The organism is Uliginosibacterium gangwonense DSM 18521 (assembly GCF_000373965.1).
Taxonomy (GTDB): domain Bacteria; phylum Pseudomonadota; class Gammaproteobacteria; order Burkholderiales; family Rhodocyclaceae; genus Uliginosibacterium; species Uliginosibacterium gangwonense.
In genome coordinates, this window is sequence record NZ_KB892846.1 from 40,959 (window position 1) to 66,272 (window position 25,314).

Annotated in this window: 19 protein-coding genes; 9 read left to right on the forward strand and 10 right to left on the reverse strand. The window is 56.8% G+C overall.

The features are described 5' to 3' along the window. Positions 1–224 precede the first annotated feature (224 nt). Positions 225–1,310, forward strand: coding sequence for a ribosome small subunit-dependent GTPase A (gene rsgA, locus B145_RS0111700; protein ID WP_018607527.1), 1,086 nt, complete (start codon positions 225–227; stop codon positions 1,308–1,310). Between the two features lie 61 nt (positions 1,311–1,371). Here rsgA and yidD read toward each other — a convergent pair whose 3' ends face one another. From yidD to B145_RS0111725, 5 genes are all read right to left on the reverse strand, one after another. Further along, a complete protein-coding gene (gene yidD / locus B145_RS29640; RefSeq protein WP_083917732.1) occupies positions 1,372–1,707 on the reverse strand; it encodes a membrane protein insertion efficiency factor YidD in 336 nt (111 codons plus the stop codon). 6 nt (positions 1,708–1,713) lie between these two features. After that, positions 1,714–3,021 (reverse strand): replication-associated recombination protein A, encoded by a 1,308-nt coding sequence (locus B145_RS0111710; protein ID WP_018607530.1) that lies wholly within the window; start codon positions 3,019–3,021, stop codon positions 1,714–1,716. Positions 3,022–3,041: 20 nt separating this feature from the next. Then, entirely contained in the window at positions 3,042–3,653 is a 612-nt protein-coding gene (lolA, locus tag B145_RS0111715; RefSeq protein ID WP_018607531.1) for an outer membrane lipoprotein periplasmic chaperone LolA, read from the reverse strand. A gap of 35 nt (positions 3,654–3,688) precedes the next feature. Then, positions 3,689–6,007, reverse strand: coding sequence for a DNA translocase FtsK (locus B145_RS0111720; RefSeq protein WP_018607533.1), 2,319 nt, complete (start codon positions 6,005–6,007; stop codon positions 3,689–3,691). Positions 6,008–6,100: 93 nt separating this feature from the next. Continuing rightward, on the reverse strand, positions 6,101–6,772 hold the full coding sequence (locus tag B145_RS0111725) for a Crp/Fnr family transcriptional regulator (RefSeq protein ID WP_051082587.1): 672 nt from the start codon (positions 6,770–6,772) through the stop codon (positions 6,101–6,103). A 276-nt stretch (positions 6,773–7,048) separates the two neighbouring features. On the opposite strand from B145_RS0111725, the gene trxB reads away from it, so the two are divergent. The 4 genes from trxB to B145_RS27490 all read left to right on the forward strand — a co-directional run bounded on the left by trxB (position 7,049) and on the right by B145_RS27490 (position 12,851). After that, on the forward strand, positions 7,049–8,008 hold the full coding sequence (gene trxB, locus B145_RS0111730; RefSeq protein WP_018607537.1) for a thioredoxin-disulfide reductase: 960 nt from the start codon (positions 7,049–7,051) through the stop codon (positions 8,006–8,008). Between the two features lie 89 nt (positions 8,009–8,097). Beyond that, complete coding sequence (locus B145_RS25385; protein WP_018607539.1) at positions 8,098–8,961, forward strand: Smr/MutS family protein; 864 nt, start codon at positions 8,098–8,100, stop codon at positions 8,959–8,961. 585 nt (positions 8,962–9,546) lie between these two features. Continuing rightward, positions 9,547–10,917 carry a S8 family peptidase gene (locus B145_RS0111740; protein WP_018607542.1) on the forward strand — a complete coding sequence of 457 codons (1,371 nt, stop codon included), beginning with the start codon at positions 9,547–9,549 and terminating at the stop codon, positions 10,915–10,917. Between the two features lie 560 nt (positions 10,918–11,477). Next, positions 11,478–12,851, forward strand: a complete 1,374-nt coding sequence (locus B145_RS27490) for a hypothetical protein (protein ID WP_051082588.1) — start codon at positions 11,478–11,480, stop codon at positions 12,849–12,851. A gap of 112 nt (positions 12,852–12,963) precedes the next feature. Here the strand turns inward: B145_RS27490 and B145_RS0111750 are convergent, their stop codons facing one another. After that, entirely contained in the window at positions 12,964–14,484 is a 1,521-nt protein-coding gene (locus B145_RS0111750; RefSeq protein ID WP_157288382.1) for a PAS domain S-box protein, read from the reverse strand. A gap of 196 nt (positions 14,485–14,680) precedes the next feature. On the opposite strand from B145_RS0111750, the gene B145_RS0111755 reads away from it, so the two are divergent. Further along, positions 14,681–16,918, forward strand: a complete 2,238-nt coding sequence (locus B145_RS0111755) for a PAS domain-containing sensor histidine kinase (RefSeq protein ID WP_018607546.1) — start codon at positions 14,681–14,683, stop codon at positions 16,916–16,918. A gap of 130 nt (positions 16,919–17,048) precedes the next feature. Here the strand turns inward: B145_RS0111755 and B145_RS0111760 are convergent, their stop codons facing one another. Further along, positions 17,049–18,152, reverse strand: coding sequence for a pectate lyase family protein (locus B145_RS0111760; RefSeq protein ID WP_018607548.1), 1,104 nt, complete (start codon positions 18,150–18,152; stop codon positions 17,049–17,051). Positions 18,153–18,799: 647 nt separating this feature from the next. Here B145_RS0111760 and B145_RS0111765 point away from each other — a divergent pair. The 3 genes from B145_RS0111765 to B145_RS0111775 all read left to right on the forward strand — a co-directional run bounded on the left by B145_RS0111765 (position 18,800) and on the right by B145_RS0111775 (position 23,278). Next, a complete protein-coding gene (locus B145_RS0111765; protein WP_018607549.1) occupies positions 18,800–20,269 on the forward strand; it encodes an adenosine deaminase family protein in 1,470 nt (489 codons plus the stop codon). 176 nt (positions 20,270–20,445) lie between these two features. Continuing rightward, entirely contained in the window at positions 20,446–22,026 is a 1,581-nt protein-coding gene (locus tag B145_RS0111770; protein ID WP_018607551.1) for a DUF1800 domain-containing protein, read from the forward strand. Between the two features lie 67 nt (positions 22,027–22,093). Next, positions 22,094–23,278: a DUF1501 domain-containing protein gene (locus B145_RS0111775; protein WP_018607552.1), complete on the forward strand. Its 1,185-nt coding sequence runs from the start codon at positions 22,094–22,096 to the stop codon at positions 23,276–23,278. On the opposite strand, the gene B145_RS0111780 is transcribed toward B145_RS0111775, so the two are convergent. The 3 genes from B145_RS0111780 to B145_RS0111790 all read right to left on the reverse strand — a co-directional run bounded on the left by B145_RS0111780 (position 23,264) and on the right by B145_RS0111790 (position 25,190). Next, complete coding sequence (locus B145_RS0111780; protein WP_245541855.1) at positions 23,264–24,223, reverse strand: DMT family transporter; 960 nt, start codon at positions 24,221–24,223, stop codon at positions 23,264–23,266. The two genes, B145_RS0111775 and B145_RS0111780, sit on opposite strands and share 15 nt — an antisense overlap. Before the next feature lie 251 nt (positions 24,224–24,474). Further along, the gene (locus B145_RS0111785; RefSeq protein WP_018607557.1) at positions 24,475–24,831 is read right to left on the reverse strand and encodes a hypothetical protein; all 357 of its coding nucleotides are present in this window, start codon (positions 24,829–24,831) and stop codon (positions 24,475–24,477) included. Further along, positions 24,831–25,190: a hypothetical protein gene (locus B145_RS0111790; protein ID WP_051082589.1), complete on the reverse strand. Its 360-nt coding sequence runs from the start codon at positions 25,188–25,190 to the stop codon at positions 24,831–24,833. The genes B145_RS0111785 and B145_RS0111790 overlap by 1 nt, the downstream gene beginning before the upstream one ends. Positions 25,191–25,314 lie beyond the last annotated feature (124 nt).

A 25,314-nucleotide genomic window follows, 5' to 3' on the forward strand; every position in this document is an offset into this window, starting at 1 on the left:
CACCTCTAGACTAATTAACTATTCCACAACAACCACAGGAGCTTGCCATGTCTAAATCTGATCAAGTCTTCCTGTCGGCAGCTGCCTGACCAACAGACAGGCAATCCCCGTCCGTTCTATCACTGGCAGTTAGCCGACTTCCATCATTCAAAACCGGTAGGACACATGGGCTGATGCCCATGGCCTTGTATTGCCCGCATTTTGTGCGGGCGAATGATTCTGGAATGAAACCCGCCATGATTGAAATGGATTACCCGGCATTACAGGCAATCGGCCTGACCCCGTCATTGATCAACGCAGCATTTTCCTTACCCGAAGCAACACTACCAAGCGTGCATATGGCACGCATTATTGAAATAGCCCGCAATCGCTTCACCGTTCATAACGGCGCACGTAGTTTCCCACTTCAGGCCCAAACGCGTTTAATGATTGAGTTGGACAGTAGCGAACACACTCTGGCAGTAGGCGACTGGGTACTGGTCGCCCCCAAAGACCCGGATGAAGACTGGATCGTGGCTCAAGTTCCGCCCCTCAACCACATTGCCCGCCGTACTTCTGATGGACAACGCCAAGCGCTGGTGAGCAATATCGACACTGCCTTACTGGTTATGGGATTGGATCACGACTTCAACCCACGCCGACTGGAACGTTGCCTGAGTATGACTCATGCAGCGGGCGTAGAAGCGGTAGTCGTATTGAGTAAGATGGATATCGGCATTGAGGTTGAGGCACGCATTGCTAATCTCCACTCACGGCTACCAAAAAACATCAACGTCATTTCCATCAATGGGCTATCTGAAGCAACATGTACCCAACTTGAACCCTGGCTGACGCCTGGACACACGTTGGTCATGTTGGGCTCCAGCGGCGCGGGAAAATCCACCCTGACCAACACGCTGCTTGGAAATCAGACCCAACAAACAGGCTTGGTACGCCAGAACGATAGCCGTGGCAGGCACACCACCACAGCACGCTCGTTGTATCGCATCCCCGGTGGCGCCTGCATCATCGACACACCAGGGCTACGCACTTGGAACATTGACGCGGATATGGAAGACATCAGCGGATGTTTCAGTGACATTGAAACGCTGGCTGCACAATGTCACTTCCGGGACTGCCAGCACCTGAACGAACCGGGCTGCGCCGTGCGTGACGCCATAGACCCGGATCGCCTGCGCAACTATCATAAACTTCTGCGCGAAGCGAGCCGGACTCAGCAAAGTGTGCTGGAACGCAAAGCCGAACTCCAGCGCTGGAAAGCCACCATGAAAGCAGGACACGCCCGCTTGAAGGAAAAACGGGGGGAATAGCCGGAGCACCAGAAAAGCGCCACCTCGCATGGTTAGCGGCGAGGTGGCTGCACTCTGGAATTCAAAACGGCCAAGTGCAGCACTCGCCCCCCACCGGCGCACAATCACACATGAGAGCGTTACAGACTGGCGGGATGTTGTCCCCTCCCTTCTCTACAGCCAACTTCTCCTTTAGCGCCATTGCGGCCTGTTTGCATTTCGCAAAACGTGCGGGCAGCACAAACAAAAGCTTCAACACGCCATGGCGCAACACATACTTTCTGGCAAATTCTGAACAGGAACAACGCTGTGTATGCAAACGAAAGGCACAGACATAGCCTTTGTGCGGCGAGAGATATTTCTGGTAACCGACGATTGCACCTGCTGCGACGTAGCGAAACATAGGGCCTCCGTGCATGCAGTGTTATTTATCCTTGGCCTCTTCATCCCACCGGCGTAGTGTCGCCAACTTCTCGGCAATCTTACCTTCCAGACCACGTGGGGTGGGCTGATACCATCCTGGCTCCTCCATATCCTCGGGCAGATAGGTTTCGCCAGCGGCATAGGCATTCGGTTCGTCGTGGGCGTATCGGTAGTTATGGCCGTAGCCCAGTTCCTTCATCAGCTTGGTGGGGGCATTGCGCAAGTGGACGGGGACTTCGCGGCTCTTGTCCTGCTTGATAAAGGCATTGGCTTCGTTAAAAGCCATGTAACCTGCATTGCTCTTGGCCGCCACGGCCAGATAGATCACCGCCTGCCCCAAGGCGAGTTCGCCCTCGGGCGAGCCCAGGCGTTCATAAGTCAGCGCTGCATCATTGGCAATCTGCATGCCACGGGGGTCGGCCAGACCAATATCTTCCCATGCCATACGGATGATACGCCGGGCCAGATAACGCGGATCAGCCCCACCGTCGAGCATGCGACACAACCAATACAGCGCCGCATCCGGGTGAGAACCCCGCACCGATTTATGCAAGGCGGAGATCTGGTCGTAAAAATTCTCGCCGCCCTTGTCAAAACGGCGGTTATTGAGCGTAAGCGCGTTTTCGACAAACTTGGCATCTACCCGATTGGTGCCGGATGCCCCTGCCGCCGTATTGCATTGCTCCAACAGATTGAGAAAACGCCGAGCATCCCCATCGGCATAACCGATCAGCGTATCCACTGCTGCGTCTTCAAACTCCAGTTTATCCAGCACCTTGGTCTGGGCGCGTTGCAAAAGCAGACGCAGTTCGGCCTCGGTGAGCGACTTGAGGACGTAGACCTGGGCACGCGAAAGCAACGCAGAGTTGACCTCGAACGAAGGGTTTTCCGTCGTCGCACCAATAAACGTGACCAAACCCGACTCAGCGTAGGGCAGCAGCGCGTCCTGTTGGGATTTGTTGAAGCGGTGGATTTCATCCACAAACAGGATGGTGTGCTTGCCCTGCGAGAGATTCTGCTGGGCCTGCTCCATCGCAGCGCGGATATCCTTGACGCCGGAGAACACCGCCGAGAGCGCAATGAACTCACACTTGAAAGCCTGTGCAGTCAGCCGTGCCAACGTGGTCTTGCCCACGCCCGGCGGCCCCCACAGAATCATGGAATGCGGCTTGCCCGACATGAAGGCCAGACGCAAGGGCTTACCCTCGCCCAACAAGTGCGATTGGCCGATGACTTCATCGAGCGTGGCCGGACGCAAGGCCTCAGCCAGCGGTGGGGTGGGTTTGACGGCAAAGAGGTCGGCTGTCATTGATAAGCCTTGCAGTGAACTTATTCCTCGCCCACCACATCCGCGCCCTTGGGTGGGGTGAAGTGGAAGCTGTCGGCGGGCAGCGTAGGGTTGCGCTCGAAACTGGCAAAGAACAAGACGGTTGTCTGGCCGAAGTTGTCGCGCACTTCCATCGCTTGCGGCAGGTTGTTCTTGAAGGCAATGCGCATAGACTCAAAACCGGCTTCCTTGGTCTTGGGCTCGGCGGCCAGCCATTCCATGCCATCCTGCTCGCCTGCTTCGGCGAGCTTGAAATTCTTGTCCATGTCATTGCTGCCTGCGAGCAATGCGGCAGGCGTAGCGCCCAATGCCTGGCTCATGGGTTTGATGACGACCTGATTGAGTTCCTTGTCATAGGTCCACAGCTTGCTGCCATCGCCCACGATCAGTTGGTTATACGGTTTCTGATATTCCCAGCGAAATTTGCCGGGACGGGCGAAAACCATGGTGCCGCTGGCCTGTTGGCCGGGCTTGCCAGATTTGTTGATCACCTTCTGGTTGAAAGTGGCCTTGGCGGTTTTGGTGTTGGTGAGGAACTGATGTAACTGGTCAATAGCGCTGGCCGATGCCAGCATGGGGGTGCTGCAAAGCAAAGCAAAAAGGATGCGGCGCATGGGGGAGCCTCGGTTATTCGGTTCGGGTAAAAACGCTACTTCTCGCGGGCGGGAGCCAATACTTCACGGGAGCCGGTCGCACTGGCAGCAGAGACCAGCCCAGCCTTTTCCATCTGTTCAATCAGGCGGGCAGCACGGTTGTAGCCGATGCGCAGGTGGCGCTGCACCAGCGAAATGGAGGGGCGGCGAGTTTGCAGCACGACTTCCACGGCCTTGTCGTACATCTCGTCCGATTCGCCACCGCCGTTACCACCCTCGCCGCCCAGGATATCTCCCAGGCCATCGCCGCCTTCTTCGCCACCGGTGCCGTTAAGGATGCCCTCTACATAATCCGGCTCGCCCACGGTTTTGAGGAAGCTGACGACCTTGTGCACTTCCTTGTCATCAACGAAGGCGCCGTGCACGCGCACTGGCATGCCCGTACCTGGGGGCATGTAGAGCATGTCCCCCATGCCCAGCAGGGATTCGGCACCCATCTGGTCGAGAATGGTACGTGAGTCAATCTTGCTGGAAACCTGGAAGGCCATCCGCGTGGGGATATTGGCCTTGATCAGGCCGGTAATCACGTCCACCGAAGGGCGTTGCGTGGCGAGCACAAGGTGGATACCCGCCGCCCGTGCCTTTTGCGCCAGACGGGCGATGAGTTCTTCAATCTTCTTGCCCACCACCATCATCAGGTCGGCCAGCTCGTCGATGATCACGACAATGGTTGGCATGGTGTTGAGGGGTTCGGGGTTTTCTGGAGTCAGAGAGAATGGGTTCTTGATTGGTGAGCCGGATTTCAAACCGTCGGACACCTGCTTGTTAAACCCTGCAAGGTTACGCACGCCGAGTGCGGCCATCAGCTTGTAGCGGCGTTCCATCTCCCCCACGCACCAGTTGAGCGCATGGGCGGCGTGCTTCATGTCGGTCACGACCGGAGCGAGCAGATGCGGGATGCCTTCGTACACCGAGAGTTCCAGCATCTTCGGGTCGATCAGGATCAGGCGCACCTTGTCTGCTTCGGCTTTGTAGAGCAACGAGAGGATCATGGCATTGATCCCCACGGATTTACCGGAGCCGGTTGTACCGGCCACCAGAAGGTGAGGCATCTTTGCCAGATCAGCCACCACCGGGTTGCCGCCAATATCCTTGCCCAGCACCACGGTGAGCGGCGAGGCCATATCGTGATAGACCTTGGAGCCGACGATTTCCGAGAGACGCACGGTCTGCCGCTTCGGGTTCGGGATCTCCAGCCCCATGCAGGTCTTGCCGGGGATGGTTTCGACCACACGGATGCTCATGACTGACAGCGCCCGGGCCAGATCCTTGACCAGATTGACGATCTGCGCGCCCTTCACACCCACCGCCGGTTCGATTTCGAAGCGGGTGATCACCGGGCCGGGATAGGCCGCCAGCACCTTGACCTCCACGCCAAAGTCCGCCAGCTTGCGCTCAATCAGCCGCGAGGTGAATTCGAGCGACTCGACCGAAGGCGGCTCCACATCATGCGAAGGCTGGTCAAGCAGCATCAGGCCCGGCAGTGCGCCACCGGGCAGGTCGGCAAACAGTGCAGGCTGACGCTCCTTGTCCGGACGTTCAACAGGCTTGACGATGGTGACCTTGGAGGCAGGCGGCTCCACGTGGATTTCCACTGGCGGTGCGTCTTCACGTTTCTTGCGTTCGCGCTTGACCTTTTCCTCGCGCTTCTCGGCAATCTGCTTGCCTGCTCGACGGTCACGCCAGGATTGGATTTTGGCCTGCGAGAAGAACCATGCACGCTCAAGCCCATGACCAGTCTTCTCGAAAGCATCAAACCACGAGAAGCCAACAAAGATACTCAGCCCCCCTGCCCCGGCTGCCAACATCAACAGGGTGCCACCGGTAAAGCCGAAGTAACGCACCACCTGCCGGCCGATTTCTGTGCCGATCACCCCACCCGGCACACCGGGAAGCATGGCGTGACTGGAGTAGAAGCGGATGGCCTCCAGCCCGCAACTGGTGGCCAGCACAATGACAAAGCCAGCCAGGATGATGAAAAGTGAGCGGCGGTCGCCATTGAGTTCATCGCGGAAACGCCGCCCACCGATGAACAGCGCCCAGTACATCAAGACGACGAGCAACCAGGCCGATGAGCCGAAGAGCTGCAAGAGCATGTCTGATACCCAGGCACCAAACCGACCACCCGGATTGGCCACGACCTGGGTATTGACCGCATGGGACCAGGAGGGATCAGACTTGCTGTAGCCGAACAGCACTACCGTAAGGTAGATGCCCAGCACCCCGACGAGCAGCAGGCGCACCTCACGGATAAGCACCGCAACCTTTTCAGGCAGCGGTTGTGAAGGGGTGCGCGGTGAGGAGCGAAACAGCATGGGTAGGCAGCTTGGGCAGAGTCAGGCAGAAAACTGGCAGATTATAGCCTGCTCCAGCCTGGAGCATCTTAACGGCGGAAGGGCAGCCGACGATCAGTCGGTTTCGCCCAATCCGGCTTCGAGTACCACACCCGCCGGGGTGTCCTGGATCAAGCCACGCGTGGCCAGATCCTTCATCACCCGCGAGACCATCTCTCGGGAGGCGCCGATCATCTTGGCAATGTCGTTTTTCGACAGCCGTTTGCGAATCACCTTGCGGCCATCCACGGTCTCCGCCATTTCCAGCAGCAGGCGGGCGACACGGCCATACACGTCCAGCAGGGCGAGGCTTTCGATCTTGCGGTCGGCATCCCGCAGGCGATTGGCAAGCTTGCCCATCAGGCGCAGGCAGACATCGAAATCCTCTTGCAGAATGCGGCGGAAATCGGCTTGCGAGAACACCACCAAGTCGGTGGAGCCCGCTGCGGTCACGGTAGCCGAGCGCGGCGAATCATCCACCACCCCCATCTCGCCAAATACATCCCCCTGCCCAAGCAGGGTGAGGATGACCTCTCGCCCGTCTTCGTCCCCCACCAGCACCTTGAGGCTGCCGTTGAGGACGAAATAGACGAAGTCCGTGCTGTCTCCAGCCAAAACGACTGTCGTCCCCCTTGGAACCCGGCGCATGCTCGCAAAGCGGCAGATCACCTCCAGGCGCTCCATGGGCAGACCGGCGAAGATTGGAATTGTTCTCAGTGCCGTAGCAGATACGTTGTGCGATCTCATTCTTTCTACCAACGAGGCCTTGTGGAACCCCTTGCATACGCCAAGATTACCAAGGAACTAGGATCTTGACATCTATAGCGTTGAATATTGCGCACTTTTAGCCCCACTTTGCAATGCGCATCATCATCTTACGGCATGCTCGCACAAAGCGTTTGCGAAAAAAGCCGCCTAAATCCGTTCATGCAAATTGTTCCAATAGCCTGTGTCAATCTCTTGAAATGCAAGCATCAAGCTATACTTCTGGGGAATTCAAACCCATACGGAACCCTATCCCCCATGAGCACCCAACAAACCCAACATCACCCCCTGATCATCCTGGGCTCCGGCCCCGCCGGCTACACGGCCGCCGTTTATGCCGCCCGTGCCAACCTCAAGCCGGTGCTGATCACCGGCTTGGCCCAAGGTGGGCAATTGATGACAACCACCGAAGTCGACAACTGGCCCGCCGATTTTAACGGCGTTCAAGGCCCGGACCTGATGGCCCGCTTCGAGCAACATGCCCGGCGCTTCAACACCGAAATCATCTTCGACCACATCAATGCCACCGAATTGACCACCCGCCCCTTCAAGCTGGTGGGTGACTCTGGCACCTACACCTGTGATGCGCTGATTATCGCCACCGGCGCCACAGCCAAGTACCTGGGCCTGCCTTCCGAAGAAAAATTCTCTGGTCGCGGCGTTTCCGCCTGTGCCACCTGCGACGGTTTCTTCTACCGCAATCAGGAAGTCGCCGTCATCGGCGGCGGCAACACCGCCGTGGAAGAAGCCCTGTACCTGGCCAACATCGCCAGCAAGGTTACCCTGGTTCACCGCCGCGACAAGTTCCGCGCCGAAGCGATCATGATCGACAAGCTCTACGAGCGCGTGAAGGAAGGCAAAATTGTGCTGGAGCTGGATTCCACCCTCGACGAAGTGCTGGGGGATAACAGCGGCGTAACCGGTATGCGCGTTAAAAACATCAAGACCGACGCCACCCGAGACATCACCCTACACGGCGTATTCGTCGCCATCGGCCATGCACCGAACACTGGCATCTTCAAAGGCCAGTTGGAGATGAACGAAGCAGGTTACCTCAGCGTGCACGGCGGCCAGCACGGCAACGCCACCCAGACCAGCATCCCCGGTGTATTCGCTGCGGGCGATGTGGCCGACCACATCTACCGCCAAGCCATCACCTCGGCGGGTACTGGCTGCATGGCGGCACTGGATGCAGAGCGGTATCTGGACGGGCTCTGAACACAGAAGGCGGAGAAGGCAAGGCAAATCCACCCGCCTTGCCTTATGATTGGGGGCATGTCCCAAAGCACTACCGGAAGCATTGCCCCGTGAGCAACAATCGTCAAATCCTCTCCGAACTCAAACGCCGCCTGCGTGAACAGCCCGCCAAACGCCCCGCTGCAAAAACCAAAGCCAGTGCGGGGGAAGCTGTTCAAGCGGCAGACGATACCGAACTTTTCCGCAAAACCGTAACCGGCGTCAAACGCCTTGCGCCAAGTCGACAGGCAGACATCCAGCGGCCACAACCCAAGCCCATCCCCCGCCCCAAAACGCAGGAAGCGGAAGCCAAGCTGGAGCGCCCAAAGGACAATTGGCTCCCCGCAAGTTGGCTGAATGACAGTGACACCCCCGCACTCCTGACGGGCGAGGCAGGGGCCTTGGCTGAAGCCCTGCGCGGCGCCCGCCCTATTGTCACCGACCGCGTCCACGCCGAAGCCCCCAAGCCACTGCCCATTCCCCTGCAGCGGGAACGCGACGAAAAGGCCGCCCTGGTCGAATCCATCTACGCCCCCACCTCGCTTGACCTGCACCTGGAAGGCGGCGATGAACTTACCCACCTCTGTAACGGCGTCCCCCGCAGTGTGCTGCGCGACCTACGCCGGGGCCGCTGGGTGGTGCAGGATGAAGTCGACCTGCATGGCTGCAACCGAGACGAAGCCCGCGAACTGCTCGCTGCCTGCATGGCCCAGTGGCGCAAGAAAGGCGCACGCTGCGTTCGCGTGGTACACGGCAAAGGCAAAGGCTCCCCCGGCCGCGACCCCGTACTCAAGAAACTCGTCGCGGGCTGGCTCATGAATTACGAAGATGTCATCGCCTACTGTCAGGCACGCCTTGCCGAAGGCGGCGCAGGCGCGCTGATCGTGCTGCTCAAAGCACAACGGCCCACACCCCAGAACAGGGATTCGGAATAGAGGGCCCTCTTCCTCGCAAAAGTGGCTGGGCGGGAACGGCAATATTATCGTTGCATCCCACCCCACAAATTCCCCTTGCGTTCACATCTTTTCCGCCATCCATTCGAATGTGGGCGCCGAAGAAAATCTCATGCATCACTTCGGCATGATAAATAATTACAAGGGGATACGTCATTTCGTCAAGTGAGAACCATTCTCTCCAGCACCCGCCCAAAAGGGCAGATCACCCAAACTCCGCTCCAAATCGGTGCAGCTAATGCATTGAATATATTTTAAATGCATCAAAAAAGATCATTAGCATCAAGCGAAGATCGCCAATTGGCTTGCTTGCCCACAAAACACACCCCCATTCTGGGGCAGATCATTCACAAAAACCCTACCCATCTAATTTAGAATATACTTAAGCCATATTACCTATTTGCATATTTATTTACATGCATGCTAGTCTGACTCCGCCAAACAAAACAGATAACCGCAACCCGGCCCAACCTGTCTTGCCTGGCTAAACCCTATACAATGGAGGTTCACCTGACTATGCATCATAGATTCCCATCTTCCATAACACATCTAGCATTGTGCTGCTCCATGCTTGCCATCTCTACCAGCGCATTTGCGGGAGGGAATACCAAGATCACAGCGAAACCCACGCCACAATACATTGAGCAGACCAACAGTCTGATCGTCAAATACGCGACACCACAGAACGCCACCATCCAATCCGAACAAATCTCAACCCTGCGCGCCCAAGCTCTTACGTCAACTGGGCAGCACTTTGGTTTGTCGCTGCGTACAGCCCGTACAACGGCAACAGGCGCACAGGTCATGAAGCTCGACAAAAAGGTCTCGCTGAGTGAGGCAGCTTCGATTGCCGCCGAGCTGAAAAAAGCCGACCCCAGCATCGAATATGCCGAGCCAGACCAATTCCTGCATATTCTCGCTACGCCCAACGATACCTACTACAGCCGCCAATGGGATCTGTATGAAAGTACCGGTGGCCTGCGTGCGGATACAGCCTGGGCAAGCAGCACAGGCACCGGGGTCGTAGTGGCCGTCATTGACACAGGCTACCGCCCTCACGCAGATCTGGCCGCCAATATTGTGGCGGGATATGACTTCATTTCGGACACCACCGTCGCCAATGATGGTGGCGGCCGAGATTCCTCACCACTCGACCCAGGCGACTGGACAGCAGCCAATGAGTGCTATTCCGGCTCACCCGCGAGCAATTCATCTTGGCACGGCACTCATGTGGCAGGCACAATCGCTGCAATCACCAATAATGCCAAAGGAGTGGCTGGCATCGCCTACGGTGCCAAAGTGCAGCCTGTCCGGGCATTGGGTAAATGCGGCGGCTTGACCTCCGACATCGCCGACGCCATCACTTGGGCCTCCGGTGGCACAGTAACTGGCGTTCCTGCCAACGCGACCCCGGCAAGGGTTATCAATATGTCACTTGGCGGCAGCGGTACTTGCAGCACCACGCTGCAACGGGCGATTACCTCCGCCCGTTCGCGCAACACAGTCGTTGTCGTGGCGGCGGGGAATGAAAACACCAACGCATCCAGCTCCAACCCGGCCAACTGCAGCGGCGTCGTTACTGTTGCGGCAACTGATCGCTACGGCTCCCGTGCACCGTATTCAAACTATGGCAGCATCGTAACCGTAGCGGCTCCGGGCGGTGATATGAGTTCGGCCGCAACGGATGGCATTCTGTCCACACTCAACTCCGGCACGACCACCCCCGGCACCGACAACTACGCCTATTACCAGGGTACCTCAATGGCCACGCCCCATGTGGCTGCCGCAGTAGCACTGATACTGGCAAAGGCGCCTACACTGACACCCGATCAGGTCAAGAGCATCCTGACCTCAACCGCCCGCAGCTTCCCCGGCACCTGCAGCGGGTGCGGCGCAGGGATTGTGGATGCAACCGCCGCAGTCGCCGCAGCGAAGTAAGATTCTGACGTAACAGAAAAGCCACCCACCATCATGGCGGGTGGCTTTTGTACTTTACGCCCTTGAAAAAACCCATTGATCACTTCCGCACTCCGAGGCACGATCAATTCCGGCATCAGTCGGGATGAACAGGTACGCAGCAGGAAGGTAGCCAGTTTCGAGATGCATGGCATGCAGAAAAACCCTACCAACTATAGTGGCATCCCCCTGACAACTCAGGCGTCGCATGCGTTAAGACATGATTTTGTAAGAACTTATTGCCAAAATCATGCCGAACAACTATTTATACCACACCAAAAGCATTTCAATAAAATAATAAAACCACAAAAACACAACAATATCAATAAATTAATAAACACATAAAGCATAAAATCTCTCTTTCATCCCCAAGCTGACAAATAGCTTTCAAGCCTTTTTCCGGCAGATATCCGGTCATCCTGCATTGTTCAGATTCGTTACTATCCGTGAAGTCAGGTACGGAAAGCGGTCTTCCTCTCTTGAAACATACAAAAGAGGTCAGGGCCAATCAAATAATCGAATTGCATGAATGAAAGGGCGTCATGGCCAAGAAATCGGTGGCAAAGAAGATTGCTGTGCTGGGGATGATTTTGATGACCGGATGTACTGTCGAAAGAACACGGACAGTCTACGTTGAGCGGCCAGCCCCTCCTCCCCCTGTACGCCATGTTGAGCCTGCCCCTGCGCCAGTGGTGAGCGTGTATGTTGATCCTCCACTTGTGCAACCGGAGCCGGTGGCAATCAGTTGGGCACCGCCGCCTCTGCTGGTGGAGTCTCCTCCTCCGCCACCCTTTGATGATGCTGTGTGGATCGGTGGCTACTGGGTTTGGCATGGCAACTGGGTATGGGCGCATGGGCGCTGGGTTGCACCTCCACGCTCTGGCTATACCTGGGTCCATCCGTATTATGAAAACAGGGATGGCATGGTCATTTTCGTGGATGGATTCTGGGCTGCGCCAGGCATCCGTTTTGAGCCGCCTCCACCACACCTGAGTATTTCCATTTCCGTTGCCGCTGTTGGTGTAGTGCCAGGGCCACGGCCTGTTGGCCCCTCAGGTGTATTCATTCCGCCCCCTCCAGGGTCACGGGTGGGCCTGATCGTTCCGGCCCCCATTGGTACGCCTCCTGCGGTGGTGACCAGTGCCCCGCCTGTAGTCAATGTCGGGATGCGCATTACCAACAACAATAATGTAACGAACAATGTCACCAACAACGTCACAAATAACAAAACCACAAATGTTACCAATGTAACCAACATCACAAACGTCACCATTGTGGCCCCACCTAGTGCAACGGCAAACGGACAGGCTGTCAATTCGTCGGTGCCCGCCCAGGCCCATTTGGCTGCTGCGATGAAACCCGTGCTAAGGGTCGCCGCACCTGCGGTGAATTCTGCCAAGCCGATTCCTTCATACGTGCCAGGGCGTCCCCCGGCTGCCTTGCCTCCCGCACAGATGGTGCGTCAAGAGCCCATGGCTCAAGGAGGCAATCATGCTCAAGCCCCACAAAGCATGCAGCAGAATATGCCGACGCAACCCGTCACACAAAACGCCCAACGTCCATCGCCGCACGCAACGGTAGAGGGCGTTGCGCACCCGGATATGGCTCAGCAGGGCAATCACCCTCAAAATGCCCAAGGCATACAGCCGAACGCTCCTCGTCCGATGCCCCAGCAGACTGCCCCGAATCAGCCGGAACCCGCTTCTGCTCACGACCAAACCAACCACGGCAACAATGGTACCCATCAACAGGACCAGGAGCGGCGCGCGCAACAGGCCCGGCAGAAGGAAGACAATCGCCATCATGAAGAACAGTCACGCGCAGAAGAACGCAGCAAGGAAGAGCGCGAAAAAGAGGAACAGCGCAAGAAAAAAGAAGGACATCATCATGAACAGGATCAACAACAGCCTAGATAACGCAATTTAGCATGTATACACCCGGCGCCCCAGCAGGGCGTCGGGGCTTATCTTGATATCCGGATATCGCCTGTGGCCGACCAGGAAGGGCTCTTTTATAAACCCACAGACCTCAGCAAGAAGCACATACGTGCGAACTGTCACGGAGAGATTCCTCGGAAATTTTCAACTCCGTCACATCCGCCACCAGCGCAAAAAAACCATGAACCTGCCCATTTTTCAGATTGGGCAGGTAATGTACCCAGGTATAGGTGATACTGCCATCCGGCTTGGTAAGGATGCGTTCAAAGCGTTGCGATTCACCCCGTAGTGCGGCCTGAATATAGGATTCGTTTTGCCTGTACAACTCTGGGCCTAACAGGGCGGTAATATGAATGTTCTGCATTTCATCGCTCGTTTTTCCAAACCATTCCACATAGGCATGGTTGGCAAAAGTGCAGTGCAGGTCACGGGTCCAATAGCACACCATGCCGGGGAACACATCAATCAAGGACTTCAGGAAATGCTCACTTTCAGCCAGCACCCGGCTCTGTTCCCGTTGCTCGGTCACATCGCGTGCAGCAGCATATAGCAGGCGTTTTTCGTAGGGCACGATATGCCATTCAATATATCGATAGCTACCATCCTTGGCTCGATATCGGTTGGTAAAACTCTCCACGGTGTGGCTTGCCAGCAACTTTCTCACCGCTTCACGCGTCAGCTCCCGATCCTCGGGATGAACCAGATCCATAAAGGCAGTGCCTTCCAATTCACGCAAGGCATAACCGAGCACATGTGTCCAGGTCGGGTTCAGTTTGCGGAAATGCCCGCTGGTTTCGGCAATACAAAGTAAATCGGGAGACACGCTGAAAAAGCGTTCCATCTCGGCATTCTTTTCCAACAACTGAGTCTGTAGGCCACGCTCCACCGTCATATCACGTACCAGACCAACAAAAAGCGTTCCGTCTGGTGTATTCGCTTCCGAGATCCCCAGGTGCATCGGGAATATATCCCCGTTCTTGCGCAACCCCGATACATCCATCTGCACATTCATCGCCCCAAAGGCATGGTTCTGCACACGATTGGCAAGAAATTCATCATGGTGCTCACTAAACGGTGCAGGCATCAGCATCTTGACATTCTTGCCGCGCACCTCCTCTTCTGCATAACCGAAGATGACCTCGGCTGCCTTGTTGAAGCGGCAGATGCGGCCCACGCGGTCAATCTGGACAATCCCTTCGCTCACGCTATCGACCACCATGGCGGTAGAGCGCTGAATGGATGCAATCCGCATCATGGAGCGAATACGGATATCCAGCGTGACGGGGCGCAGTGGTTTGAGCAGGTAATCATCTGCCCCGGCCAGAAAGCCATTGAGGATTTCATCCTCTTCATCCAGCGCGGTAATGATGATGATTGGCACCCATGCCGCAGTGGGGATGGCCTTGATCTGGCGGACGGCCTCCAGCCCGCCGATGCCGGGCATCACCACGTCCATCAACACCAAGTCAAAAGCTTGGCGCCGGAATGCCTCCACGGCCGCCTCGCCACTTTCCACGTAGGTGATCAGATGCCCTGCGGCCCGGACATAATCCGACACGAAGGCGCCCACCGACTGCATGTCGTCGGCCAGCAAGATATTCAATGGTTTCAAGGCGCAATTACCTCATTCATGGCTTCGATCCGATAAAACAGACCGCTGTCAAGTCATGGTAATCAGGATCACCAAGCCCTTTGCATACGCTTCCCACTCGGGCAGAACCACTCGTCGCCTGTGCTGTATTCGTCAAAAATAGGTCAGGCATCGCCTTTGAGCGCACTTGCGTAAAACCTGACAACATTTCACACGCATGGCACCCAAGCGCTTGCCCCATTTGCGCAAGAAGCGCGCTATGCTTGACGGTGTGAGCGATTCCTTCGATCACCTACTCATGCGCGCCAAACCTGCCGCCCTTACCTGCTGGCTTCACCGATGTGCACTCTGTGCCATCGTTGCTGAACTGATGCTGCTCCCCAGCATGCTGGGCCTGCCGCCCTGGGGCGCGGTATTGCTGGCGCTGTCGAGTGCGGCAACACTCGTGGCCTATTACGAATGGCAGCAGAATCGACAGATTCACGATAACGTGGAGCGCACCCACACCCAATGCTTGCAAAGGGTGCTGGACGTCATCCCGGAGCCGGTCTACATCAAGGATGCTGCTGGGCGCTACATCCTGATCAATGACGCCTTTGCCCGCCAACGTGGGCAAGAAGCCAGCTTCATCGTCGGTAAAACAGCGCACGATCTGGCCGCCACCCCCGAAATTGCCGCCCGCGTCATGGCCGAGGATCAGCGCGTGTTGGTCGGGGAATCGGTGCTGCGCGAGGAGGTTTTCCACAACCCTGTCACCAGACGCGAAGTGTACCGCATCGTCTCCAAGGCACCGGGGCGTAACGCCTGGGATGAACCCATCATCGTCGGCTCCAGCTTCGACATCACTAACCTGCGGCTGGCGGAATTGGGCTTACGCAATGCGCTGGATCGGCAGGTGCAGATGCGCGAATATCTCCAGCACGTGCTGGATGCCTTACCTACGGCAGTATTCGTCAAGGATGCCCAACACCGGTTCATGCTCACCAACAAGGCGCTTGCGCTGCTCTTCGGGCGTAACCCGGAAGAAATCCTGGGGCGCCGGGCCAGCAATATCTCATCACCCGAATTTGCCGAGCTGATCGAAGCGGATGAGGATACGCTGCTCATGCAGCCTGGCAGCGAAATGAAAACGCGCGAGGAAACCCTCACCGACACCCAGGGCAGGCTACGCCAGATCATCATCCATATGGTACCGGGCCAAGATCCCGATGCCCACCCGGTGGTGATCGGTACAATGACCGATATCACCTCGCTGCGCCGTGCCGAGACCCGCTGGCAATTTGCCCTGGAAGGTGCAGGCGATGGTCTGTGGGATTGGAACCTCATCAGCCACCGCTCTTATTACTCGCCACGCTGGAAAGCCATGCTGGGCTATGCTGACGACGACATCGGCGACTGCCCTGAAGAACGCACCCAACGCATCCACCCTGATGACCTGCTGGCGGCGGGGGCCGCCCTGCAGGCCCACCTTGTGGGCCAGGAACCACTCTATCTGGCCGAATACAGATTGCGCCACCACGACGGCCACTATGTATGGGTTTTGGACCGTGGCCAAGTCATGGAACGCGATATCAATGGCAAACCACTGCGGCTGATTGCCACCTACAGCGATATCACCCAGCGCAAGCAATTTGAGGAGGAGCTGCACCGCCATCGGCACCAGTTGCAAGAATTGGTGAAGAGCCGCACCGCCGAATTGCTTCAGGCCAAGAGCCGTGCAGAAAACGCCAGCGCGGCAAAAAGCAGCTTCGTCAGCAGCATGAGTCATGAATTGCGCACCCCTCTGCACGCCATCCTCAGCTTTGCCCGCCTGGGTGCAGATCGTGTGACGGAAGCCCCACCCGAGCGCCTGCGCGATTACTTCAACCGCATCAACCAGAGCGGCGAGCGCCTGCTCCTGTTACTCAACGACTTGCTGGACCTCTCCAAACTCGAAGCCGGGCGCATGGATCTGGCCCTGCAACACGTCCAACTTCATCAGGTGGTGCGAGAAGCCTTATTGGAATTTGAAGCCGCCATCGCCACCAAGCATCTCCAAATTGAAAGCAGCCTGGATTTGCACGGTACCGTACTGGGCGACCCGATGCGCCTGGGCCAGGTAGTGCGCAACCTGCTCTCCAACGCCATCAAGCACTCTCCAGAGAACGGCCAGCTACGCCTGCACATCAGTGCCACCACATTGCATGCCCACCCCGGCAGCGACAATCTGCCCAATCTGCCCGCGATACAATTACGGATTGCCGATCAAGGCATCGGCATCCCCCCGGAAGAGCTCGAACGCATCTTTGAGACTTTCGTCCAGGCCAGTCACACCACCCACAGCAGCGGTAGCTCTGGGCTGGGGCTGGCAATCTGCCGTGAGATCATCCAGGCCCACGGCGGTCTGATCTACGCACGTAACCGTAGCGAGGGCGGAGCCGAATTCATCGTCTGCATCCCCTGCCCATTAAATTGAGGCATGCAGCAAACACAGCGCGACACAGCATAAAAAAGCCAGCCTGTAAAAAGGCTGGCCTGTGCGGACCCAAGGCGATCCTCTTGGCATATCAATCAACCAGCGGATCGCCCTGCTCCAAAGATCAATTTCACTTGCAAGTCAGCGTCTTCAAACCCTTGCCTTGACCGGCAACGGCTGGCAGGTTGTTCTTGACGCATGTGGCGGTGTCAGGCGTATAGGTATAGGTCATTTCCGCGCTGGGGAAAGCCTTGGTAGTCGTCCAATCCGTCGCATCCTTACAGGTGCCGGAACATGCCGTCCACTTGATGCCATATGTGCCGAAATCGCTTGCACTGGCCACGTTGTTGTTGCGCAGATCCCAGTAACCGATCTTCGAACTGTCACGCGAGGTCACGATATTCTTGGTGTTGACGAACCAGTTCCCTTCGATCAGCGCCTGCCCACCCATACGCACATTGATGCCCGAGGTGGTCACACCGCTATAGATGTTGTTGTACTCATGCGTAAAACCGCCACGTTGCAGCGGAATACGGGCCCCAACGTTAGAGTAGTAGTTATGGTGGAAAGTGATATGCCGCTTCGATAGATCGGTATCGCTGGAGCCATCCAGACCCACCTTGTGGTGATCATGGATGTAGTTGTACGAAATGGTGATGTTGTCGATGTTGCTCTTCATGTCCATCACGCCGTCAAAGGCCGTGTCGTTACCCGGAGTGCCTGCACACCAGATCTCGCCGCCCTCTTCCACGTTACGGCTGAACATTTCGTTATGGTCAATCCAGATGTTCTTGGCAGAACCTTCGACGCCAAAAATGTCACCGTTGCTGCTCCCGCCGGGCAGCATACCGATCTTCATATTGCGAACGATGACATTGCTTGAAGCACCCTTGATGCGGATGCCAAAATTAGCGGAAGAACCATCGGCACCAATAATGGTGACGTCACTCTTACCATCGATCACCACCTCACGGGCAGCCTTCTTCCATTGGCCGCAAACATCGGCTTGAGCTGCCTTGATGTCAGCGTCCTGATTACCCGTATAGCGGATCACCACAGGCCCAGTGGCCTTGTCAATGATGCTCTGAATGGCTGCCATCGTGCTGGCGGTCTGTTCCGCAGCACTTCCGCCCCCTGTTGCGGTGGCATATCCGCCTGTATTACTAGCAAAAGCCATGCTTGCGCTCAGCGCAAGCACAACAGACAAAAAAGCGGTTTTGGTTTTGAACTGCATAATCACAAAGTCTCCAAACTAGGGTTAAACAAACAATCTCTGCGTTGGGGATAAGGCACCAATGCCCATACTTTTCGGCTATTTCGTCAGCAAGGCACTAGATGACATTGTTTTTGTCATTTTTTGTTACCGGTATCATCATAACGCCCACCCTTACAATCTGAAGCGCCGCTTGTCGGTCTTTCACTCAAATTTCATATAGATCAATAAAAACCGATCACAACAACTAAAATCCTGATCGAATATCCTACAACATTCCAAGTGGGTGACGAATTTCGGCACCACAGACCGTAAGTCAGCACTACGCCGCTCCAATGTGTAACGGCTATTTGACGATCTGCACCAGAAAAGTGCAGTGCCATCCGCAGCGAACGCACCAAGCCCACACGCAGAACCGCCCCGCCAAGATTTTTACATCTGGCACGCAGTTTGCTTAATACAAAGCGATGCTTACGTCGAATGTCGTAACTGCATTCTCCTCCTGCCGCCAGTTTGAAGGCGTGCTTTGGCCGCACGGTGCCTGGAACAGATACCGTGCGGTTAATTTTTTCCAGTCTCCGCCCACAAGGGAACTCCAGTCTGCGTTTTAAGGATGGCGCCTGCTACAATGCCAGGAAAATATCCATACCAGCCTTGGAGCTGCCCTGATGAAAAATCGCCTTGCCCCACTGGCCTTCGGCCTACTGTTGGCCCTGCCCCTATGCACCAGCCAAGCCGCCACAGCGGCTGGATCGCGTAATGAACGCCTTGCACGCGACTATTACAGCCGCCTGATTGCCACACCCACACCACAAACAGCCGAGCTGACCCTCTTTGCTAACCTGCTGCCCAAGGGGGGCGATCTGCATAACCACTATTCCGGCGCGCAGTATGCCGAAACCTATCTAGCGTGGATCGACCAACAGCATTACTGCATCAATCCGCAGAGTTCCCAAATCCAGACCACATCACCCACAGGGCCGGACTGCGTGAGCGCCGCCGACCTCGTCAATAACGAGAATGCCTACCGCACCCTGCTGCAACGCTGGTCTGACAAGGACTTCTCCAACCACACCCAGCTCCAGCCTCCGCCCGATCAACAGTTCTTCGACACCTTCGGCTACTTCGGTGCCATTTCCGGTTATGACACACCAGCCGGGCTACGCCTCTTGAAAGAGCGGGCCAAGGCAGAAAATGTGCAGTATCTGGAAACCATGCTGCAAAGCGCCCCGGCCACCATCAACCCACAGCTTGCCCCGGCGATTGATGCCTTGTCGCCGGACGCCACCCGGGCCCAATTTAATGCGGCTATCGTGCCCTATGCCGATTTCCTTGCTAACGACCCCGGCGCACAGAAATCCATTGCCGACTACCGCGAACGGCTTGCCGGATACGCCAAAGGCATTGATGAGGCAGACTTCACACTGCGCTTCCAGACCTATGTGGGCCGCACCAGCGCAGCCTCCAAGGTTTTCGCTGGCTTATTCGCCGCTTTTGCCGCTGCGCAGAACAACCCGCTGATCGTCGGCGTCAACATCGTCGCGCCTGAGAACAACACCGTCTCAATGCGGGACTATGCGCTGCACATGCGCATGTTCCAATATCTGCGCCAACGTTTCCCCGGCGTACACATCTCCACCCATGCAGGGGAACTCGCGCTGGGTATGGTGCCCCCTGAAGGGCTGCGCAATCACATCCGGCAAGCGGTAGAAATTGCCGGGGCCGAACGCATTGGCCACGGCGTGGATATCGCCCATGAAGACAATGCCGATCAACTACTGGCAGAGCTTGCCACCAAGAACATTGCCATTGAAGTCAATCTCACCAGCAACGCCTTTATCCTGGGCGTAGCCAACGACGCTCACCCGGTCACGCTCTATGCCCGCCAGGGCGTCCCCTTCGTGCTCTCCACTGATGACCCCGGCGTATCGCGCAACAACCTCAGCGGCGAATACCTGCTCTACATCACGCGCTACAAGCCTAGTTACGAAGCGCTCAAACGCGTGGTCTACAACAGCATCCGCTACGCCTTCCTCACCCCAGAAGAAAAGCAACAGCAATTGCGCAAGCTGGATGAGCGATTTGCAAGCTTTGAAGCACGCATGGCGAAATTGGCAAAACCCATCCAGACCCGATAAAACAGACGCACAAGGAGCACATGGGCGCAGAAACGGTTTCTGTCTGCCTTGCATGATGAAGATGGACGGATGGAATCCAAACAGTTTCTTACAAATTACAGTCAGCAAGTCCCCAGACACCTCCGTTAACATGAGCCATTAGTGGAGGTTTTGCCCACCTCGTAGCGGAGGTCGTCATGCATTGCATTGCGCCAGATCTGGGACGCACGGTGATACGCCGTATCTGTGGGATTGGCACCGCCGCATTCCTGTTGGCCGCGTGCGCCCAACAGCCTGCACGCCAAACTATACAGCAAGCGGACGCTACCGCCTTGCAGGGCAGCGATATCGTCAAACTCACCAACCGGCTGAGTTGGGGCGTCACGCCCTCGCTAGTGCAACATGCCCAGACCGTGGGGGCAGTTCGTTTCGTTGAGGAGCAGTTGCACCCGGCTGCACATCCGGCATTGCCTGCTGAGATCCAGTCGCGGATCGATGCCATGCGCATCAGCAAGACGCCCTTACCTGAACTGATGCAGCAGATGGAACGCCAGCGGCGGGATGCCGATGCGCTCACCGACGACGAAGCCAAGAAAACCGCCCAACGCACCTACCAGCAGGATATGACAGCGCTGGCCCGCGAGGCGGCCACCCGTTCCTTACTGCGCGATGTGTATTCGCCCGACCAGTTGCAGGAACAGATGGTCTGGTTCTGGATGAACCATTTCAACGTCTTCCAATACAAGGCCAATCTACGAATCACCGTGGGGGATTTTGAAGAGAATGCGATCCGCCCACATGTGCTGGGCCATTTCCGCGACCTGTTGCGGGCCACGGCCCTGCACCCGGCCATGCTCACCTATCTAGATAACGAGCGTAACGCCGCCAAGCAAATCAACGAAAACTACGCCCGCGAGATCATGGAGCTTCATTCCCTGGGTGTGAGCGGAGGTTATAGCCAAGCAGACGTGCAAGAGCTGGCCCGCGTACTCACTGGCATAGGGGTGAATTACAGCGAAAACACCCCAAAAGTTCGCCCCAAACTTCAGGATCAATACCAACAGCATGGATTGTTTGAATTCAACCCCGAACGCCATGACTATGGCAACAAACAATTCCTCGGCCAAACCATTCAGGGCAAAGGCTTGGCCGAGCTTGATGAAGTCATCGACCGCCTTGCCCGCCACCCAGCCACTGCACGTTTCCTGAGCACCAAGCTTGCCACTTATTTCCTGGGTGCGCCGCCCTCCGCCGCCCTGGTGGCACGCATGGCCGACACCTATACACGCAGTGATGGGGATATCGGCGCAGTATTGCGCACCTTGTTCTACGCGCCGGAATTCATCCGGTCACTCGACCGTGGTTTCAAAGACCCCGTGCATTACGTGGTTTCCGCTGTGCGACTGGCCTATGACCGCAAGCCCATTCTCAACGCCAGCCCCATGCTCAACTGGCTGGATCGCATGGGCGAGCCGTTTTATGGGCACCTCACACCGGACGGTTACCCCCTTGGCATGGGCGCCTGGACCTCTTCCGGGCAGATGACCACCCGTTTTGAAATTGCCAAAGCCATCGGCAGTGGCAGCGCAGGGCTGTTCCGCAGCGATACCACGCCGCCTGTGGAACGCCCCGCCTTCCCACAATTGGCTAATGCCCTATATTACCAGCAACTGGAAAAACGGCTGGCGCCCGCCACGCACCAAGCATTGGAGCAGGCCAGCAGCCCACAGGAATGGAACATGCTCTATCTGGCATCCCCCGAAATGATGCGTCGGTAAATTGCCCCCATCGCCGCACCACACATGCCATATAGATTTACAGATCCTCTACCCCAGGAGGTCAGCCATGAATCGTAGAACCTTGCTCAAGACTTTTGCTGCAGGTGCGCTCGCCACCGCGGCGGGTCGTCTTTTCGCCGCGCCTGCCAACACACCGCGCTTCCTGCTGGTGTTTTTGCGCGGGGGCTATGATGCAGCAAATCTGCTGATCCCCATTTCCAGCAATTTCTACTACGCCGCGCGCCCCAACATCGCGATTGCCAAGCCGGGCAATGATCTGGCCAGCGCCCTGCCACTGAACACGGATTGGGGGCTGCACCCTGCGTTGCGCGACAGCCTTTATCCACTCTACCAAAACGGCCAGCTTGCCTTCATCCCCTTCGCCGGGACCGACGACACCACCCGCAGCCACTTTGAGACGCAAGACAGCATCGAACTTGGCCAAGGCCCTGGCTTCCTGCATAGCGATCATTCGGGCTTCCTCAACCGACTGGCACAGGAGCTACAGGGCACCACACCCATCGCCTTCACCGAGCAACTTCCGCTCATCATGCAAGGCAGGCAGGAGGTTCCCAACATCGCCCTGCGCAACGCCAGCAAACCCGGCGTAGACGCACGTCAGAGCAGCCTGATCGCCAGCATGTACCACGGCAGCCCCTTGGCGGAAAGTGTTGAGCAGGGCTTTGCCGTACGTGACGAAGCGCTGCACACGTTGGAAACCGAGATGAATCAGGCCAGTCGCAACGCCATCACTGCAAAGGGGTTTGAGCTGGAAGCACGACGCATCGCCCGCCTTATGCTGGATAAATACACCCTGGGTTTCGTAGATGTTGGCGGCTGGGATACCCACGTCGGCCAAGGCGGCGCAACAGGAGCGCTGGCGGGACGATTCGACGAACTTGGACGCGGCTTGGCCGCCTATGCCGATGAAATGGGCAGCGCGTGGCACAATACCGTGGTGATGGTCATCAGCGAATTCGGGCGCACCTTCCGTGAGAATGGCAATCGTGGCACTGACCACGGCCACGGCACCGTGTATTGGGTGCTGGGCGGTGGCCTGGGCGCCAAAGGCATCGTCGGCCAGCAACAGGCCGTTACCGAAGCGACGCTCTTCCAGAATCGGGACTACCCCGTGCTCAACGAATACCGCAACGTGCTGGGCGGTCTCTTCTCACGCCTCTACGGACTCAATGCTACACAGATCGAGCGAGTGTTTCCAGGTGCCAAACCCAGCGATCTAGGCCTCGTTTGATGCACAACTGGTGGCTGGCGCCTTCTGTGCAGGTTCCCGCGTCACCATCCAGATCCCCGCGCACACCAGCACCAGGGCGATCACGTTCTTCCACTCCAGGATGCGTTCATCAAGGAAGATGGCAGAGAGCAAGGCGCCAAACACCGGGATCAGGAAGTTGAAGATCGCCACCAAGCCCACCCGATTGTATTTGAGCAACAGGGTCCACAGCGCAAAAGCCACCGAGGAGAGTATCGCCAGATACCCCAAAAGCATAGACGCTTTGAAAGAAGCCGCAATCAACCCACCGCCGCATAGGAAGCCGCCCAAAGTCAGGGCCAGCCCGCCAATGGCAAGCTGATAGCCAGTGAGTACGACTGAATCCATGGTCTGCGACAGGCGCTTGCCATAGATAGAGGCGGCCGAAAGGATACAGGCGGCCAGCACCACGCTGCCTTCACCCGCAAGGCTGAAATGGAAATCCAGCAGATCGTGGCTGAAATTCACGACCATCACGCCGAAAAACCCTAGTACGCAGCCCAGTACGCGATTGATGCTGAGGCGATCATTATGGTAGATGAAATGCGCCAGCAGCACGCTGAAGAAGGTGCCGGTGGCATTCATGATCGAGCCTTTTACCCCGGTGGTATAAGCCAGGCCGATATAGAAAAACACGTATTGCAAGGTGGTCTGGGTCAAACCCAGTACGCATACCCTGCCAAATTCGCGGGCAGAGAAATTGAACAGCGGTTTTTTCCAGAGTACGGCCAACACCAGCAGGATGCCCCCTGCCAGCACAAAACGATAGCCTGCAAATACCATCTTGCTGGCAATATCGCCTTGGGCAATCTGGAACAAGGCGTAGCCGGATTTGATCGATGGATAGGCACTGCCCCACAGGAGACAACAAAGCGTTGCCAACGCAAACACAATATGGCGTTGGGTAAAAAAGCGCTGGGCGTTCAAGATATTCCCCATTGAAGCGAAAAGCTGGGAAACCCCATGCACAGATCAATCCACACTTTGCCTACCCAGGCAATGCAAGCGGATTGATCTGAAAACGGAATTCCACATCAAGACAAAACAAGCACCATCCCACGCACAACCAGCAAGCGCGCAGCACCTATTCTACAGGATAATCCTGATGCCCTCCCTACCGGTGCAGAACCCGGAACCCACCATGCGCGATGATGTGTCCCAGGTCCCCTATACGTACTTTACTGCGCAGCCCCTGTGCCCTTTTTCGGGTAGGCCATTGCATCAATCTTGGTGGTGTAGAGCGTGCCCACAAAAGCGTATGTCCAGGACTCGGTGATCTTGATATCCGTCAGCACACGGTCTCCAGCCTTTGCTTGCAACTCTTCATACGCATTTTGCTGCCGCCCGTTGACCGCAATAGGAATGAGCAATAGAAGCTGAAAACCCGTTGCACTCGCACTGACCGCCTCCCCCTTGGTCTGGTCGATCTGTTCAGGCGTCACGGCTGCACCAAAGTTTACCGGCTGACCTGCACAACCGGACAAAGCGACCAAGACTGCTGCCAACAGCAGAGATTTAATGCAAGATTTCATCATTATTTGATCTCCTTGATGGCGTCGCCACTCACAGTCGTACAACGAGCCGTTACCACCAGCGCCCAGGCCCAATCTTCCTTTACACTGACGTTGACCAGACTGGTCGCCCCCGGAACGCTCTTGAGCGCTGCGTCATACGCGCGCTCCACCCGGCTGTTCAGCCCCAGCGGCACTGCATAATAAGCCGTGGCCAACAACCCCAAGGCACCGCAAGCCTGCCCCTCGGCATGCCCCAACTTCTCAAAACGCTGCGGTGCCATCGGTGAAACCATCACCGGTGCCGAACTGCACGCCTGCAAGGCCAGGCATAACAACAGCCCCTGCAAAACCCGCTTCCCCGTAATATTTATGCTTTTCATGTAATCCCCTGAATTTTAAAACAATGCGACTCATCCAAGGTGTCTGCACAATGTACATGGCAGCCACCAGCTGGACTTCGCCTTGATCAGGGCTGTGAGGCGAGAGGATTGGCACGCCATCAAG

Coding starts and splice junctions, on each gene's coding strand:
- B145_RS0111785 (WP_018607557.1), bottom strand. CDS start 24,831: ATGATGAAATCTTGCATTAAATCTCTGCTGTTGGCAGCAGTCTTGGTC.
- B145_RS0111775 (WP_018607552.1), top strand. CDS start 22,094: ATGAATCGTAGAACCTTGCTCAAGACTTTTGCTGCAGGTGCGCTCGCC.
- B145_RS0111765 (WP_018607549.1), top strand. CDS start 18,800: ATGAAAAATCGCCTTGCCCCACTGGCCTTCGGCCTACTGTTGGCCCTG.
- rsgA (WP_018607527.1), top strand. CDS start 225: ATGAAACCCGCCATGATTGAAATGGATTACCCGGCATTACAGGCAATC.
- B145_RS0111755 (WP_018607546.1), top strand. CDS start 14,681: ATGGCACCCAAGCGCTTGCCCCATTTGCGCAAGAAGCGCGCTATGCTT.
- B145_RS0111760 (WP_018607548.1), bottom strand. CDS start 18,152: ATGCAGTTCAAAACCAAAACCGCTTTTTTGTCTGTTGTGCTTGCGCTG.
- B145_RS0111770 (WP_018607551.1), top strand. CDS start 20,446: ATGCATTGCATTGCGCCAGATCTGGGACGCACGGTGATACGCCGTATC.
- lolA (WP_018607531.1), bottom strand. CDS start 3,653: ATGCGCCGCATCCTTTTTGCTTTGCTTTGCAGCACCCCCATGCTGGCA.
- B145_RS0111790 (WP_051082589.1), bottom strand. CDS start 25,190: ATGAAAAGCATAAATATTACGGGGAAGCGGGTTTTGCAGGGGCTGTTG.
- trxB (WP_018607537.1), top strand. CDS start 7,049: ATGAGCACCCAACAAACCCAACATCACCCCCTGATCATCCTGGGCTCC.
- B145_RS0111740 (WP_018607542.1), top strand. CDS start 9,547: ATGCTTGCCATCTCTACCAGCGCATTTGCGGGAGGGAATACCAAGATC.
- B145_RS0111720 (WP_018607533.1), bottom strand. CDS start 6,007: ATGCTGTTTCGCTCCTCACCGCGCACCCCTTCACAACCGCTGCCTGAA.
- B145_RS0111725 (WP_051082587.1), bottom strand. CDS start 6,772: ATGAGATCGCACAACGTATCTGCTACGGCACTGAGAACAATTCCAATC.
- B145_RS0111710 (WP_018607530.1), bottom strand. CDS start 3,021: ATGACAGCCGACCTCTTTGCCGTCAAACCCACCCCACCGCTGGCTGAG.
- yidD (WP_083917732.1), bottom strand. CDS start 1,707: ATGCACGGAGGCCCTATGTTTCGCTACGTCGCAGCAGGTGCAATCGTC.
- B145_RS27490 (WP_051082588.1), top strand. CDS start 11,478: ATGGCCAAGAAATCGGTGGCAAAGAAGATTGCTGTGCTGGGGATGATT.